18 protein-coding genes are annotated in these 15,826 nt (G+C 40.2%); 4 read left to right on the top strand and 14 right to left on the bottom strand.

What is annotated here, in order from left to right; genetic code table 11:
- Positions 1-130 precede the first annotated feature (130 nt).
- From NL111_RS04700 to NL111_RS04650, 11 genes are all read right to left on the bottom strand, one after another.
- Positions 131-1,846, bottom strand: a complete 1,716-nt coding sequence (locus NL111_RS04700) for a proline--tRNA ligase (RefSeq protein ID WP_285110564.1) — start codon at positions 1,844-1,846, stop codon at positions 131-133.
- A 28-nt stretch (positions 1,847-1,874) separates the two neighbouring features.
- A complete protein-coding gene (gene rseP / locus NL111_RS04695; RefSeq protein ID WP_285110563.1) occupies positions 1,875-3,137 on the bottom strand; it encodes an RIP metalloprotease RseP in 1,263 nt (420 codons plus the stop codon).
- A 20-nt stretch (positions 3,138-3,157) separates the two neighbouring features.
- A complete protein-coding gene (locus NL111_RS04690; protein WP_036671223.1) occupies positions 3,158-3,943 on the bottom strand; it encodes a phosphatidate cytidylyltransferase in 786 nt (261 codons plus the stop codon).
- 10 nt (positions 3,944-3,953) lie between these two features.
- The gene (uppS, locus tag NL111_RS04685; protein WP_002831542.1) at positions 3,954-4,703 is read right to left on the bottom strand and encodes an undecaprenyl pyrophosphate synthase; all 750 of its coding nucleotides are present in this window, start codon (positions 4,701-4,703) and stop codon (positions 3,954-3,956) included.
- Positions 4,704-4,834: 131 nt separating this feature from the next.
- The gene (gene frr / locus NL111_RS04680; protein ID WP_002831540.1) at positions 4,835-5,395 is read right to left on the bottom strand and encodes a ribosome recycling factor; all 561 of its coding nucleotides are present in this window, start codon (positions 5,393-5,395) and stop codon (positions 4,835-4,837) included.
- 1 nt (position 5,396) lies between these two features.
- Complete coding sequence (gene pyrH / locus NL111_RS04675) at positions 5,397-6,119, bottom strand: UMP kinase (protein ID WP_002831538.1); 723 nt, start codon at positions 6,117-6,119, stop codon at positions 5,397-5,399.
- Between the two features lie 158 nt (positions 6,120-6,277).
- A complete protein-coding gene (gene tsf / locus NL111_RS04670; protein WP_002831536.1) occupies positions 6,278-7,156 on the bottom strand; it encodes a translation elongation factor Ts in 879 nt (292 codons plus the stop codon).
- Positions 7,157-7,271: 115 nt separating this feature from the next.
- Positions 7,272-8,057 carry a 30S ribosomal protein S2 gene (rpsB, locus tag NL111_RS04665; protein ID WP_002831534.1) on the bottom strand — a complete coding sequence of 262 codons (786 nt, stop codon included), beginning with the start codon at positions 8,055-8,057 and terminating at the stop codon, positions 7,272-7,274.
- A 162-nt stretch (positions 8,058-8,219) separates the two neighbouring features.
- A complete protein-coding gene (locus NL111_RS04660) occupies positions 8,220-9,215 on the bottom strand; it encodes a D-2-hydroxyacid dehydrogenase (protein ID WP_285110562.1) in 996 nt (331 codons plus the stop codon).
- Positions 9,216-9,258: 43 nt separating this feature from the next.
- Positions 9,259-9,555: a GIY-YIG nuclease family protein gene (locus NL111_RS04655; RefSeq protein ID WP_002831531.1), complete on the bottom strand. Its 297-nt coding sequence runs from the start codon at positions 9,553-9,555 to the stop codon at positions 9,259-9,261.
- Positions 9,539-10,291 (bottom strand): tRNA1(Val) (adenine(37)-N6)-methyltransferase, encoded by a 753-nt coding sequence (locus NL111_RS04650; RefSeq protein WP_285110561.1) that lies wholly within the window; start codon positions 10,289-10,291, stop codon positions 9,539-9,541. The genes NL111_RS04655 and NL111_RS04650 overlap by 17 nt, the downstream gene beginning before the upstream one ends.
- A gap of 76 nt (positions 10,292-10,367) precedes the next feature.
- On the opposite strand from NL111_RS04650, the gene NL111_RS04645 reads away from it, so the two are divergent.
- Positions 10,368-11,015: a lysophospholipid acyltransferase family protein gene (locus NL111_RS04645; RefSeq protein WP_002831527.1), complete on the top strand. Its 648-nt coding sequence runs from the start codon at positions 10,368-10,370 to the stop codon at positions 11,013-11,015.
- Positions 11,016-11,026: 11 nt separating this feature from the next.
- Here the strand turns inward: NL111_RS04645 and NL111_RS04640 are convergent, their stop codons facing one another.
- A complete protein-coding gene (locus NL111_RS04640) occupies positions 11,027-11,248 on the bottom strand; it encodes a YneF family protein (protein ID WP_002831526.1) in 222 nt (73 codons plus the stop codon).
- Positions 11,249-11,317: 69 nt separating this feature from the next.
- Positions 11,318-11,566, bottom strand: coding sequence for a DUF896 domain-containing protein (locus NL111_RS04635; protein ID WP_002831525.1), 249 nt, complete (start codon positions 11,564-11,566; stop codon positions 11,318-11,320).
- Positions 11,567-11,672: 106 nt separating this feature from the next.
- On the opposite strand from NL111_RS04635, the gene lexA reads away from it, so the two are divergent.
- Positions 11,673-12,302: a transcriptional repressor LexA gene (gene lexA, locus NL111_RS04630; protein WP_002831524.1), complete on the top strand. Its 630-nt coding sequence runs from the start codon at positions 11,673-11,675 to the stop codon at positions 12,300-12,302.
- 80 nt (positions 12,303-12,382) lie between these two features.
- Entirely contained in the window at positions 12,383-12,991 is a 609-nt protein-coding gene (locus tag NL111_RS04625; protein WP_002831523.1) for a hypothetical protein, read from the top strand.
- A gap of 101 nt (positions 12,992-13,092) precedes the next feature.
- On the opposite strand, the gene NL111_RS04620 is transcribed toward NL111_RS04625, so the two are convergent.
- Complete coding sequence (locus tag NL111_RS04620; RefSeq protein WP_285110560.1) at positions 13,093-14,262, bottom strand: hydroxymethylglutaryl-CoA synthase; 1,170 nt, start codon at positions 14,260-14,262, stop codon at positions 13,093-13,095.
- A gap of 697 nt (positions 14,263-14,959) precedes the next feature.
- Here NL111_RS04620 and NL111_RS04615 point away from each other — a divergent pair.
- A complete protein-coding gene (locus tag NL111_RS04615) occupies positions 14,960-15,649 on the top strand; it encodes a CvpA family protein (RefSeq protein WP_285110559.1) in 690 nt (229 codons plus the stop codon).
- Positions 15,650-15,826 lie beyond the last annotated feature (177 nt).

Here is a 15,826-nt window from a genome sequence, read left to right as displayed (position 1 = left end):
TGGTCCTCCTGGTACCACAATACCCAATTTCCTAAAGTGCTTATTAATTTAGGTTTTGCTTCCCTAAAAAATATCTGGGGTATGAACGATTAAAAGCTGGGTTACCCCCAGCTTTCAGTCTTCCCAATTATTACTGGGCTTGATTTAATAAAATTTCGACCGTATTCTTCAATTCAGCCAACTTAACTTCCACCGTTTCGCCAGTTTGACGCAATTTAACTTCCACAATTCCTTCACTAGCCTTTTTACCAACCGTGACGCGTAAAGGAATTCCAATCAAGTCTGAATCCGCAAACTTAACTCCAGCCCGTTCTTTACGATCATCAATCAAAACGTCGTAACCTGCTGCAACCAATTCTGTATTGATTTGATCAGCAACTTGCATTTGTTCGTCATTCTTCGCATTAACTGGAATTACGTGCACGTCAAATGGCGCAATATTCTTCGGCCAAACTAGCCCATTTTCATCAGCTAACTGTTCTGAAACTGCAGAAAGTAACCGACTAACCCCGATACCATAGCAACCCATGATAACTGGAATTGCACGTCCGTTTTGGTCAAGAACGGTTGCATCCAATGCCTTAGAATATTTGGTTCCAATCTTAAAGATGTGGCCAATTTCAATTCCCTTGGTGAACTTTAATTTGCCCTTCCCATCGGGAGCTAATTCGCCTTCTTTAACAGTTCGAATATCTGCAAACTGATCTACATTGAAATCACGACCCACGTTGACATTAGTGTAATGGTAACCATCTTCGTTAGCGCCAACCACACTATTTACCATCTGTTCAACATACTTATCCGCAACAATTTGAATATCTTCTGATCGTTTATCAAAAACGGGTCCTAAATTACCAAAATGTGCACCAGTTAAACGAGTAACTTCTTCTTCAGTTGCTTCCCGTAATTCATCAACATGCAGCAAGTTGGTTAGCTTAACTTCATTAAGTTGATCATTTCCCCGAAGTAAAGCTAAAACCGGTTGGTCATCCGCCATCAAAACCATGGTCTTGATTAGGCGCCCATCATCTACACCGAGTTCCTTGGCAACTTCGTCAATTGAATGGGCATCCCCAGTAGCGACCTTTTCAATTTCAGCGGGATTTTCATGCATTTGTAAATCTTCGTAAATGCTGCTGGCCATTTCGAGGTTTGCAGCATAGTCACTTTCTTCTGAGTAAGCAATGGTGTCTTCTCCAATCGATGCGATTGCAGAAAATTCTTTAGAGTCATGACCACCCATTGCACCAGCGTCTCCAACAATTTCGCGATATTTGAGACCACACCGGTCAAAAATATTTTGATAAGCTTTCTCGAAAGCACGAAAGCTTTCGTCGAGTGTTTCTTCATCCGCGTGGAAAGAGTATGCATCACTCATTAAAAATTCTCGTCCACGAAGCAATCCGTAACGGGGACGGTCTTCATCCCGATACTTCATCTGAATTTGATACAAAGTTAACGGAAGTTTTTTATAAGACTTTACTTCGTCCCGGATTAACGTTGTCATGGTTTCTTCGTGAGTAGGTCCTAAAATAAAATCCCGGTCGTGACGGTTTTTAAATTTATATAATTCTTGGCCGTAAGTTTCATAACGACCTGATTTTTTCCATAACTCGGCAGGCAGCACCGCTGGGGTAAGCATTTCTACCGCGTCGATTGCGGTCATTTCTTCGCGAATGATCCGCTTGATTTTTTCCATTACCTTGTATGCCATTGGTAGGTAGGCGTACATTCCGGCCGAAATTTGGCGAATGTAACCAGCCCGAAGCATCATTTTGTGACTAAGCACTTCCGCATCATTTGGAACTTCTTTTACTGTAGGTATTAAAATCTTAGATTGTTTCATATTTTCAATTCGACTCCCTTTAAATCATTTAGAAAAAGTATCTTTGAATATCGTTCCAAGTAACTAGCAGCATCAGCAACATTAAGAAACCAAAGCCGACTAGTGTAATCATATTCTCTGTCTCCATTTTCATTGGCTTACGCCGAACCACTTCAATTAAGTTTAATAAAATCTTTCCGCCATCTAACGCTGGAATGGGTAATAAATTGACGATTCCAAGGTTTAAGGATAGGAATCCCAGAATATATAAAACTGCATTGAAGCCTTGTTGGGTAGCTTTTGACGTGGTTGCGTATATTGCTACTGGTCCACCCAGATCATTTAAACTAAAACCGTGCAGCATTTGTGCTAAAGCACTAAATAAAGCCTTAGTCATTTGCCAAGTCCCCGTAAAACCGTACATAATTCGAGAACCCAGGTTAGTGGTCATTGATGATTGAATCCCAATCATTCCGACCTTTTTTTGACCATTATTAACTACCTTAGGGGTAACCCGCACCGAACGAGTCTTCCCATTTTTTTGCAGCTTAAGCGTTATCGACTGTTTAGGGTGGCTTGAAACGGCTTTTGAAATTGCCGACCAATTCTGCGTCTTTTGTCCATCTACAGCAACGATTCGGTCGTTATTCCTAACGCCCGCTTTTTGAGCCACTCCGTTATCAATTACCTGAACTTGATTTGAATTTGAAGGCACCGCGCCTTGCAAGATCCCCATTAACGCAAAAACCACGATGGCTAAGATGAAATTATTAAATGGCCCAGCAAAATTAGTTAGTAGTCTGCGCCAAACCGATGCTGATTGGAACTGTACGTCACGGGGAGCAATTCGTACTTCGGTTCCATCTTTTTCAATAATCGTTGCATCGTGATCGACTGCAAAACGTTTGGCTGCACCTTCATCACCGTTTTCGTAACCTTCGATGAAGAGTGCGTCTTGCAGATCAAATTTAGTAACGATTAACGGAACACCGACGGCAGAACGAAACTTCTCAGAAGTATTGATTGTAGTTACTACTCCTGCAGAATTGATTGTTAACACTACCGGCTGTCCCGCTTTTAATTCCTCGTCTTCTTCATCCAAGCCCGCCATTCGTACGTAGCCGCCGATTGGGAGAATTCGCAGGGTAAACGTGGTTCCGCGTCGTTTAAGATCAAAAATCTTCGGTCCCATACCTACTGAAAATTCACGGACTAAAATGCCGGACTTTTTTGCAGCCAAAAAATGTCCGTATTCATGGACGATAACTAAAATGCAAAAAACAATCAAAAAAGTAATTACCGTAGTAATCATCAATAACTCCTAACTGGTCGTTAAAGTAACCCAAACAGATACGCCATAGGTAAAACTAACAGCAAACTATCAAAACGATCGAGGATTCCACCATGTCCCGGTAGAATCTTTCCTGAATCTTTTACGCCGTAGAACCGCTTAAGGGCAGATTCAATCAAATCCCCCATCTGTCCCGCGATTGAAAGAACAAAACTAAATAACACGGTTGCTACTACTCCATGGTTAATTGCACCCAATAATGAGAAGATAACTCCTACAATAACTGCGACAACGGTTCCTCCAATGGAGCCTTCCCAAGTCTTATTAGGACTAATTTGGGGAGCAAGTTTTCTTTTTCCTAATTTACGGCCAATTAAGTACGCGCCGCTGTCCGTGCACCAGACGGTTAATAGTAAGTACAAAATCATCCCTAGGCCAATCGTCCGCGCTTGTACGAACAAATTAAATCCTACTCCAATATAAAGCATGGTTAATGTGAGAATGCCCGCATCGTCAAAGTTAAACCGATTTTTACTAAAAACGGTCCGAATCATTAACGCAATCGCAAACACCATAAAAATCGCCGAAGTGTTAATCTGGCTGGGTAAACTATGTAGCCATGTTTTTGGTGCTACTAAAAATAAAGTACCCAAAATACTCAAAATTGCTTCTGGAGAAACTAACAAAATTTTTTTCATGATTAAAACTTCGCTCATGGCAACTCCAGCTAGTACTAGAGCAGCAATTTCAATAAATGGTCCCCCAAGCAAAATAATTGGAATAAAAATTATTAAGGCCACCACGGCCGTAATTACTCTTTGTTTCAAAACTAATTCCTCACTTTTTAATCGCACCAAAACGACGGTCGCGTTTTTGATACTCTTTAATCATTTCCATAAAGGTTTGTTCATTAAAATCTGGCCATAGCGTATCGGTAAAAACCAATTCACTGTACGCGATTTGCCATAAGAGAAAGTTTGAAATGCGTTCTTCACCACTGGTTCGAATCAACAAATCCGGATCTGCTAAATCGCCTAAAAAACTAGTTTGCAAATTCCGCGCAATTAATTGTTCATCAATGGCCTCCGGAACAATTTCTCCGTTAGCAACCTGTTGTGCAATTGAGCGGGTCATTTGGGTAAGCTCATCTCGGCTACCATAATTTAGCGCAAAATTTAAGATCATTTTAGTGCCATGTGCAGTATCGCTAATTGCCCGGTTTACTGCATCTTGGGTAGCTTGTGGTAAGCCTTCGATATTGCCAGTGACCTTCACCCGGACTCCCTGCTCGATTAATTCTGGCACAAAGGTATCAAAAAAGGTAATTGGAAGCTTCATTAAGAATGAAACTTCATCCTGCGGCCGTTTCCAATTTTCCGTTGAAAATGCGTAAAGCGTAAGCACCTTCACTCCTAGACTGCTTGCCGCTTTAGTGATTGTTTTGACTACTTCCATTCCCCTTTTATGTCCCGCAACCCGTGGCATAAAGCGCCGTTGCGCCCACCGGCCGTTTCCATCCATAATAATGGCCACGTGGTTAGGAATGTTTTCATTTAGCGTTATTTTACTTTGTTGATTTGCTTTCATTAAAAGAAGCCTCCAAGTTAATGGTTATTATTTTACCAAAAAAAGGGCATAAAATCATTTTCCCGTGAAAATAAAAGAGTTAAAACAACCCTACGGTCCAGTTTTAACTCTAAAAATCACTTCAAATTAACTTATCCTTCAAGCACTTCTTTTTCTTTATTAGCCACGATTTCTTCGACCTTTTTGATGGCTTTATCCGTAATATCTTGAGCTTGTTTTTCTAAATCGTGGAATTCATCATCGTTGTAGTCACCATTTTTATGAGCTTTTTTCAAAGCTTCCATAGCTTCCCGGCGAACGTTTCGAATTGCCACTTTACCCTTTTCACCTTCAGCTTTAACGTCCTTGGCTAACTCTTTACGAGTTTCTTCCGTAAGTTGTGGAATTACTAAGCGAATTGCGCTTCCGTCGTTAGCAGGATTGATTCCCAAGTCAGCAACTAGTAAAGCTTGTTCAATGTCGTTTAAAACACTCTTATCGTACGGAGTAATTAACAACACCCGGGGTTCTGGAATACTAATGGAGGCCATTTGGTTTAAAGGTGTTGGTGCTCCATAGTAATCTACCGTAACCCGGTCTAATAGGGACGCGTTTGCACGACCAGCCCGAATTGAACCTAAATCACGTTCTAAAGCTTGGTGTGCTTTATGCATTTTTTCTTCAGCTGTTTTAAGTATTTCGTTATTTGCCAATTTATTCTCCCCTTACTGTTGTTCCAATATTTTCACCAGCAACTACCTTTTTAATATTTCCTGGTTGGTTTAAATTAAAGACTACCAAAGGAATGTCATTTTCCATTGATAACGAACTTGCAGTTGTATCCATTACGTGCAAGCCCTTGTCGATAATATCCATATGAGTTAGGCTTTCGAATTTAACGGCATTTGGGTCCACGTTAGGGTCTGCAGAGTAGATTCCATCAACCCCGTTCTTGGCCATTAAAATAGCCTCTGCACCAATTTCAGCCGCTCGTAGTGCGGAAGTTGTATCCGTTGAGAAGTATGGACTACCAGTTCCGGCCGCAAAAATTACGATACGATTCTTTTCTAGATGACGAACTGCTTTGCGTCGAATGTATGGTTCAGCAATTTGACGCATTTCGATTGATGTTTGTACGCGAGTAGGTACTCCCAAAGATTCTAAACTATCTTGCAATGCTAGAGCGTTCATCACGGTTCCCAACATTCCAATATAATCAGCTTGGACACGTTCCATCCCTAGTTCTTCACCAGTCTCGCCACGCCACATGTTTCCACCGCCGACGACAATTGCAATTTGCACTCCTAGGTCATGTACGTCCCGAAGTTCTTCAGCCACTTTTTGGATTACAGGCGGGTTAATTCCCGTTCCCTTTTCACCAGCTAACGCTTCACCGCTTAGCTTCATGATTACTCGCTTGTATTTAACCTCAGACATTTTACGGCCTCCTATGTTTTTTTACCTTCAATAAATTTTATCACAAATGTGGTTCAGGGTCATTAAGTTCCTTTATAACCGTAGTTCCAAATCTTTCCATTACCCATAAAAAAATCACGGCGCCTATCGCAACCGTGATTTTTGCAAGATAATGATTTTTATTGGCCCATTTCCTTACGAACTTCTTCAGCAAAATCAACCGTTTGCTTTTCAATTCCTTCGCCGACTTCGTAACGGATGAATGACTTAACTTTTCCACCCTTAGAAGCAACGTACTTAGCAACTGTTTGGTCAGGATCCTTAACAAATTCTTGGTCATCCAAGCTAACTTCTGCTAAGAACTTGTTCAAGCGGCCTTCCACCATTTTTTCAATGATGTTAGCTGGCTTGCCTTCGCCTTCAGCTTCTTTAGTAAGTACTTCACGTTCGTGATCAAGCACATCGCTTGGTACTTCGTCACGGTTAACGTACTTAGGATTGATAGCAGCAACGTGCATAGCAACATCCTTAGCAGTTTCTTCGTCAGCACCTTCTAATAATACGAGAGCAGCAATCTTACCACCCATGTGTAGGTAAGCACCAAAATGTTCGTTTTCACTCTTTTCAAGAGTTGCAAAACGACGAAGAGAAATCTTTTCACCAATAACTTGAGTTGCTTCGATAATGTCATCGTTCAAAGTACCCTTTGGTGATTTCAACTTAAGCGCATCTTCAACGCTAGCTGGTTTTTCAAGAGCAACTTGTGATGCAATTTCCTTAACAAGGTCGATAAAGCGGTCGTTTGAAGCAACGAAGTCAGTTTCTGAGTTAACTTCAACGATTGCCGCAGTGTTATCATGCATCTCGACGTCTGCAAGACCTTCGGCAGCTACACGGTCGCTCTTCTTAGCTGCTTTAGCAATTCCCTTTTCACGAAGGAAATCAACAGCCTTGTCCATGTCACCATCACTGGCTACTAAAGCTTTTTTAGCATCCATCATTCCGACACCAATTTTGTCGCGCAATTCTTTTACTTGTTTAGCTGAAATACTTGCCATTTTTATGGCCTCCTTAGCATTTAATAATTAAATCTTAATTTTATGAAACCGTAAAAAAAGGCTGTGCTAAATCTCAGGCCATAAAGGTCTTAAATCGCAACAGCCTAAGTGAGAATTATTCTTCGTTGCTTCCTTCTTCAACCGTCTTCTTCAAGTCTTCAAGGGAGTCTTTGCTTACGCCTTCAGCAACTTCTTCTTGTTGAACAGCTTCATCATCTTCACCTTGACGACCTTCAACAACAGCATCAGCCATCTTAGAAGTAATCAAACGAACGGCACGGATAGCATCATCATTTGATGGAATAATTACGTCAACTTGATCTGGATCAGTATTGGTGTCGACCATAGCTACAACCGGAATATTCAATTTTTGAGCTTCCTTGATTGCAATTTGTTCCTTGCGAGGGTCAACAACAAACAATACATCTGGAATGTGTGGCATGTCTTCGATACCACCCAAGAATTTTTCAAGCTTGTCTTTTTGCTTGTTAAGAAGTGCTACTTCTTTCTTAGGTAGACGGTCAAAAGTACCATCTTCTTCCATCTTCTTAAGATCCTTCAAACGCTTGATCCGTTTTTGGATTGTGTTCCAGTTAGTAAGGGTTCCACCTAACCAACGATGGTTAACGTAGAATTGACCAGCACGTTTTGCTTCTTCTTCGATAGCAGTTTGTGCTTGTTTCTTAGTACCAACAAAAAGAACAACCCCATCATTTGCAGCAACGTCTTTAACAAAGTTGTAAGCATTGTCAATCAACTTAACGGTCTTTTGCAAATCAATGATGTAAATACCATTCCGTTCAGTAAAAATGAATGGCTTCATCTTAGGGTTCCAGCGACGGGTTTGGTGTCCGAAATGTACACCTGCTTCAAGCAATTGTTTCATCGAAATAACAGACATGTTATTTTCCTCCTAGTTTTTTCCTCCTTGGTTATCTACGGTCGCAGGACTTCGTAAGTCAACCTCACAAAGCACGCCTTTGACTTCCAACCAAGTGTGTTTTTGGCCTCATAAGCCGAGTACAATTTTACCTTACCTTAAAACTCATTTCAAGCAGAAAAATTAGTCAAACTTAACTTCATTCTTTGAAGTATTCTTTTCAATTAAGTCCCGGTTGTTGTCTAAGGCAATTTGAACCATGTTTTTAACCGCTGGGCGGGTGTAGAAGGCAGCGTGTGGCGTAATCATTACGTTACGGCGACTCATCAAATCGTTAAAGACTGGGTCATCAATTGGTTGATCACCATGATCGACATCAAAAATGCCGACTTCGTTTTCGTAAGTATCTAGCGCAGCTCCGGCAACTTTACCACTATCTAACGCCTTTAAAAGTGCAGGTGTATCAATTAAAGTCCCCCGCGCGAAGTTTAAAATGAAGGTTCCGTCTTGCATTTGACCAAAGGCCTTTTCATCCAACATGTGGTAATTATCCTTTAGTGCTGGAACGTGTAAAGTAATCACGTTAGCTTGTTGGTAAAGTTCTTCTAAAGTATCTACATACATGCCTTCCTTTTCTAATGCAGGATTCCGGAAAACATCGTACGCAATTACCTTTGCACCAAATCCTTTAAAAATGTCAATTGCAGCACGGCCAATCCGTCCGGTACCAATTACCCCAACGGTCATTTGATTAAGTTCCAAACCGATGTCTGGTTCCCAACGATAATCGCCATGAGCCATTTTGTATTCAAATTCAGGAATCTTACGGAGTAATGCTAACAGTTGGGTGACTGACAATTCAGCAATTGCTCTTGGAGAATATGCTGGTACGTTCGAAATTTTGATATCATTTTTCTTGAGTGCATCTGCGGGTACGTTATCAACTCCGACGTTACGCAGCGAGAAGGCATGAATCCCAAATTCGTGCATCTTATCAAATAAATCAGCGGTGTAAGGCTTTTGTTGGTAAGCAACTACCCCATCGTAATCCTTCGCCAAATCAATGTTACTAGAATCTAACAAATCGGGGACCGCTTTAACCTCGATATGGTTCTTCGTTACCCATTCGTCTAAATATGGTTTTTCATCGTCACGAATTCCATAAGCAATAATCTTCATTGTAATATTACCCCTTTCTTTTTTAATCAATATAAATGTACCACTAATGTGAGAAAGTAGTTACTATTACCCCATTATTTTTTAAATATTTAAGTTTCTCTTTGCGGCTTTGTTTTTTAAAAAAATATTCTGCACTCATTGCATCATGCTGGTTTTCAAAGCTTTCATAATAAAGCAGCTGAACCGGACGACGTTTAGGAACCCGGGTATATTTAGCGCCTTGGCCAGAATTATGCCGTGCAACCCGTTGTTTTAAATTAACCGTGTAGCCTGTGTACAACGTCTGATCTGCACACCAGAGCACGTAGAAGTAAAAACCGTTTTCACTTGGTGCTTCCATATAACATTTCCTTTACTGTTGGTGAATATTCAAGCCCGTCATAAGTAATGATTGGCGGTAAAATTCTAACTCCATTAGGCCTGCCATCCTTGATTGCTTCGATCAAAACCATGTTGGCTTCGTCACCCTCATGCGAGTGAACAAATTGAATCCGTTTAGGAGCAAGTCGATTTTGGGTAAAGTCATTAATAATTTCCGGTAACCGGTCGGGACGATGCACCATAAATAGTTTTCCATTCATTTTCAACATTTTTTGACTAGTTTCCAAAATTTCATTGAGGGAAGTCGCTATTTCATGCCGGGCAATTGCCAAAAACTGGTTAGGATTTTTTTTACTATCCGGATGGTTTGGAAAATACGGCGGGTTGCAAACAATGCTATCAACGCTGTCAGTTTTAATTGTTCCTAATGAGTCTGCAAGCGGGAGGTTCAATACGCGGTAGCGTTCTACAAGATCGTTAAGTAAAATACTTCGCTCGGCCATCTCCGCTAAACGTGACTGAATTTCTACCATTGTCACATGCCCATTGGTTTTTTTAGATAAAAAAAGTCCTACGGCTCCGTTTCCTGCACAAAGGTCAACAATTTGTGCCTTGGAACTTTGCTTTACTTCCGCGAAATTAGCTAACAATACTGCATCTAGTGAAAATGAAAAAACGCTAGGACTTTGAATAATTTGAATATTATCGCGATAAAGCTGATCAATTCGTTCGTCAGCATTTAACTTAACTTCCATTTAAAACTCCTTTTCAATCCCATTACTTCATAATATAATCAAATTAATATCAAATTGAAAGCAAAGGTTATTCTATATGTTGTATACATTTATTAAACATCTAGTTTCGGGACTTCTAACGCTGATTAACGGGCGCCCGCAATTCCATCACAAAGATCGGTTGCCAAGCGGTTCGTACGTGTTAGTTGCACCACACCGAACGTGGCTAGACCCGGTTTTATATGCATTAGCAGCTTACCCAAAGCGTTTTTCTTTTATGGCGAAAAAGGAACTGTTTCAAAACCGATTTTTAAAATGGTTAATCACCAAGCTCAACGCTTTTCCAGTTGATCGTCAGAATCCTGGCCCATCGGCAATCAAAGTGCCCGTCAAAATTTTAAAAAAGGGTGAACTCTCAACCATTATTTTTCCATCTGGCACGCGCCATTCCCAAGAATTAAAAAACGGTGCATTCGTGATTGCCAAGCTAGCTAACGTTCCCATTGTCCCCGCTGTTTATCAGGGACCACTTTCGTTTAAAGCTCTATTTAGCCGGCGAAAGGTTCAAATCAATTTTGGTGAGCCAATCGTAATTGACCGAAAAACTCGGATGAACGACGAAAACTTAGCCCAATTGGAAAAAGACTTAAACGCGGCCTTTGCTGCTTTAGACCGCGAATTAGATCCAACGTTCCAATATGTTGACATGGCCGAGCCTTCCCATACAAAAAAAGCGTCCAAATAACGGACGCTTTTTTATTTTTTCGATTGATTCTTCATTGCGGTCATCATTTGATGAAGCTTTTTTTGTGATGGCTTTTGCCCCATCTGAAGCATCATTGTTCTAAGCATGTCTTCGTTAATTGGTGGGTTATTCTTTAAGTAGTTTTCCATGTAACGACGTGCAAAGAAAAATCCACCGATTGCTCCAACAAGAACGGCGATAATTACAATCATAATCCAAATTCCAGTTGACATTGTCAATCCTCCTCGTGAACAGTCTGCCTTTTCATTTTACACAAAAACAAGTAAAAACAAAAGCCCCGTTTAATCGTCACGTAAGCCTTTTTTTCGTTGAACTTTCTTTACCTTTTCGGGGGTGACTTCCTTACCATCTTTATCAAAAATCTTCATCATTTCAATTTGGCTCCGAAAACTTTCTCTAAACCGTTTTAAATATTTTTGCCGCAATTCCTTACGTTCAATAGTTTCAAGCTCAGTTAAGCCTTCTTCTTTTGCTTTTTTTGCTAATTCATTAATCCGTTTAATTAGCTTTTGCATTTCTTGATCTGCCATTACTATTACTCCCCTTTATTTATTTCGTTTGGCAAAATGCGAACATCTGTTTGAGAAGTTCACCTGTCTATGTTAAAATTATATCAAATATTCGTGGGGTGAAAAAATGATAAAGAATTTGAGTACTAAGCAACTTAACGTTCTTGAGTATATCTATCAAACGGTCCAAACGCAAGGTTATCCGCCTACCGTTCGAGAAATTGGTAAGGCAATTGGCTTATCTTCGACATCAACGGTACATGGGCATATCGACCGCCTACAAAAAAATGGATACTTAGAAAAAGATCCTACTAAGCCTCGTGCATTAGAAATTACGGCCCAAGGCTTAGAAGCGCTTGGCATTCAAGAAAATGGCGAGCAAATCCCAGTTTTGGGGGTAGTTACCGCTGGGGAACCCATCCTAGCCGTTGAAGAAGCTACCGACTTTTTCCCCGTTCCACCGGAATTTAAGAATGAAAGCAGCGATCTTTTCATGTTGACCATTCGAGGGGAAAGTATGATCAATGCCGGCATTTTATCGGGCGATCAAGTCATCGTTCGAAAACAATCTACCGCCGATAATGGCGAAATCGTAATTGCGATGACTGACGAAAACGAAGCAACCTGCAAACGGTTCTTTAAAGAAACCGACCACATCCGCTTGCAACCCGAAAATGATACCATGAGCCCAATTATTTTGGACAACGTCACCATTTTGGGCAAAGTGGTGGGGCTTTTTAGAAGCGATATATACTAAAATTAATAGTTATCTATTGATTTCTGCGCCTATACCCGTCATACTAATGGTCAAGGCAATGAATCATTTCGGAGGATATTATGTTATATGTTTTAGTTTTAGCATCAATCGCGTTAATACTTAGTCTCTTTAAGCTACATTCTTCAATTCGTAGCCGTGAGTCCATTTTTGGAGCAATTATTCTTTTTATAATTCCCCTAGCCCTAGTCATTTTTTCGGGAAACCAGGTTATTCATGAAAAACCGTCTACAGCTGCTAGCACAGCTAGTTCACATTTGGCTGCTAAAAAAAGTAAGGAAGCCTCAATTAAAGACGACAAATTTGAAAAAATGAACAGTGATAGTCAGGCAGCGTCACAACAGGCTGCTAAAGAAAGAAACATTACTGCTAGTCTTAAGAAAAATTTGAAGTCATTAGGCGACCTCACCTTTAACGCAGATCAAAAAGTATTCGTGGTTACCCCAACTGATGCGAATAGCAAAAAAGCTTTCAGCGCTTGGGTGAAAGATTCCCGAACGATTGATAAAGATAGCTACGCAGGGCTAAAGAAACAATTTACTGGACTTTCAAAATCCTTAAAGAAGGAGTTAGGCTCTGGGTATACGGTAAAACTTTTACAACCCGATAGTAACCGAGCTTTGTTAGTCGTTAAAGATGGCAAGATAGTTGAAGACGCGCTTGCATCATAAAGTAAATTTCAAACTTATTAATAAAGGAGACTTCCTGGAAATGGAAGTCTCCTTTATTATTTTCAAAAATAGCACCAGCCAATTAGTAATCAAGCTCAAAATCAATCTTTGCGTTCTACGTATTGGCGTTGCTGATCTTTTTGTCCCTTTAACGCAAAACGGGCAGGATCATTTTGATAGTCCGTTACAAAATCTGATGGTTGCGCCGCCATGAAACTACGATAAATTTCCTCGTATTCAGTTACGCTAACTGGCTTACGTTGCCGTAACTGCTCAGAAACGCTTGTGTCTAACATTCTCTCATAGCCTTGCACCACTTCACCAGTATAAAACTCTCCTTCTGCTCCTGAACCATAACTAAAGAGACCAATTTGATCCCCTTCACGTAATGAACGTGCCTGTAATAGCGACAATAAACTGAGGTATAACGATCCAGTATATAAATTACCAACTTCGCGATTTAACTGGCGACTGTCTTCAAAACGAGCTAATAGTCCTTCGGCAATTTGATCATCAGGTGCTTCTTCCAGCACGCTTCGAAGAGCTTTTAATCCCATTTTCGTGTATGGCAAATGGAAAATCAACGCTGTAAAGTCGTTAAGTCCTTGCCCAGTTTTGGCTGAGTACTGTTGAAAAGTACTTTGGAAGAAGTCAATAAATTCTTGGGATGAGTAGTGACCATCTACCAACGCTTCACTACGATAAAGCGGGCGCCAAAAATCCATAATGTCTTTTGTCAAATGCGCACTTTCGGGGTTAATCTTTAAGATACGCGGATTAGCACTCATAATCATGGCCACTGCCCCCCCGCCTTGGGTTGGTTCACCAGCCGTCTTAATTCCGTAACGGGCAATATCGGCACCGACGAGTAAAACCCTGCTTTTTGGATGCAGGGCAATATGTCCCATCGCCAACTGAATTCCTGCAGTAAGTCCAAAACAAGCTTGCTTAAGCTCTACCCCGCTTGCCTGTGCGTTAATCCCCAATAGCGACTGTAAGTAAACCGCCGCAGATTTCGAATTATCCACTCCCGACTCAGTTCCAAACAAAATCAAATCAATTGATTGCCGCTCTTTTTCATCGAGAATTTGCCAAGCCGCATTGGCTGCCAAGGTGACTGCGTCTTGTGAATTCCGGATGACCGCTTGTTTAGACTGTCCAATACCAATTAAATACTTATTCGGATCTTCATTGCGCGCCTTTGCCAAATCATCCATTGGTAGATAAAGGTCGCTAGTAAAAAAACTGATCTTATCAATTCCGATATTCAAAATTAGTGCCTCCCAATTTTCACGTTAAACCAATTCAAGTAATTCTAGCAAAAGCGACGGGCTTTATCAAAAGCATTAATAAATTTTAATTGAATGTTTATTAGTTGGTTTTCCAAAGGTTATTTAAATGGCGTAACATCCATTTATTTTAAAGAAAACAGTGGTGTTATTGTAAAACTTTTGATATATTTTACACTGTGAGGTTGCAAAATTGATACAATATAACGAAGAAATCAAACTACATCAATAAGCAGTTTAGGCAACGCTACAAAATGCGTTCTGTAATCTAAATAATGGAAAAGCCAAAACACACTTAGCATTAAAATTACTACTAAAAATTTTACAGCCATAAGTATTCGGCAGAATTAGAAGATGGGTATTTTAAAAGATGTCCAATCTTTTAATGGATGCAATCAATACAAAAACTTTAATGTTACATACTACGCTGACTTACAAAATAATAAGGCACAGTTATTAAACACAAAAAATTTGTCATTTGGTATTAAAGGATTCCGATTAAAATAGTTGAATCTTTCTAATTAAGTAGCAAGGTTAATGTTAATGATTACTAGAAACAGAAGATTTCCAAAAAATCCTATCCCACTCTAGTAACCCGTTGTGATTAGTCTTCGTTTGTAAAAAAACAAGTCCAAAAACTGACGACGTTAAAAGCTGAAACTTTTTGGAGGAGTTCAATTTGAAAAAAGAAAGCACAGGATTTTGGGGCTGTGTTGGTATAGTAATATTGTTTTTTCTGTTAATTAGATTCTGGTACATAATTATTATTGGGCTAGGTATTTGGGCAATCTATCATTATAGAGAACCTATTATGGATTTTTACCACAGAAAACCTCTCATTGCCCTAGTTATCGGATTTTTTAGCGTTATCCTTTTAATAACTGGGATAGCAATTGCTGAGACACCATCTTCTGATACCAATAGTTCAAAAACTGAAAAAGTAGCTAAAAGTTCAGATAATTCTGACGAGGATATAGACGAAAGTGATGAAGATGATTTTGACGAAGATGTAGACGATTCTTCAAGCGATAACGACTTAGACGATGAATCTGATAGTTCAGAAGAAGCTTCATCTGATGAGGATTACGATACAGATGAAGCCATTTCTAAATCGGATACAGATTCTGTGACGTCTAGTGATGACAACGAGTCAAGTAACGAGGTAAGCTCTTCTTCTATCGAAGAAGTTTCTTCCACACAAGAAGGCGATTGGACAGTTGCTGGACCTGGCATGGTTTTTGTGTCTGACAGCAATTTGTACTATTCAAGAGTTAAGAATCCTGGTAATTTCCAATACGTTAGCCAACAAGATGCCGATTCTGCGGATGCTCACCGAGCTCCTAGAGGAAATGAATACGCTAGACCATAGCGTATCCTCACTCTGGTGACACGCAGCGGTTCGATTCCGCTGGTGGGAGTTAACAAGAAAAATAAAGGTCCATCGGAACTTCTCACTAACCTTTTATTAGCAGTTTCGATAAAATCTAGGATGCCAATGGTTCCACTAACTATTCCGAAGCATTTCTAAAAATTATCGCTACTTTTC

The sequence above is a fragment of the Pediococcus sp. AC40 genome, from assembly GCF_030252485.1.
Classification (GTDB): domain Bacteria; phylum Bacillota; class Bacilli; order Lactobacillales; family Lactobacillaceae; genus Pediococcus; species Pediococcus acidilactici.
The sequence above is the reverse complement of the archived record's forward strand: the minus strand, read 5'-3'. Positions and strand labels throughout refer to the sequence as shown.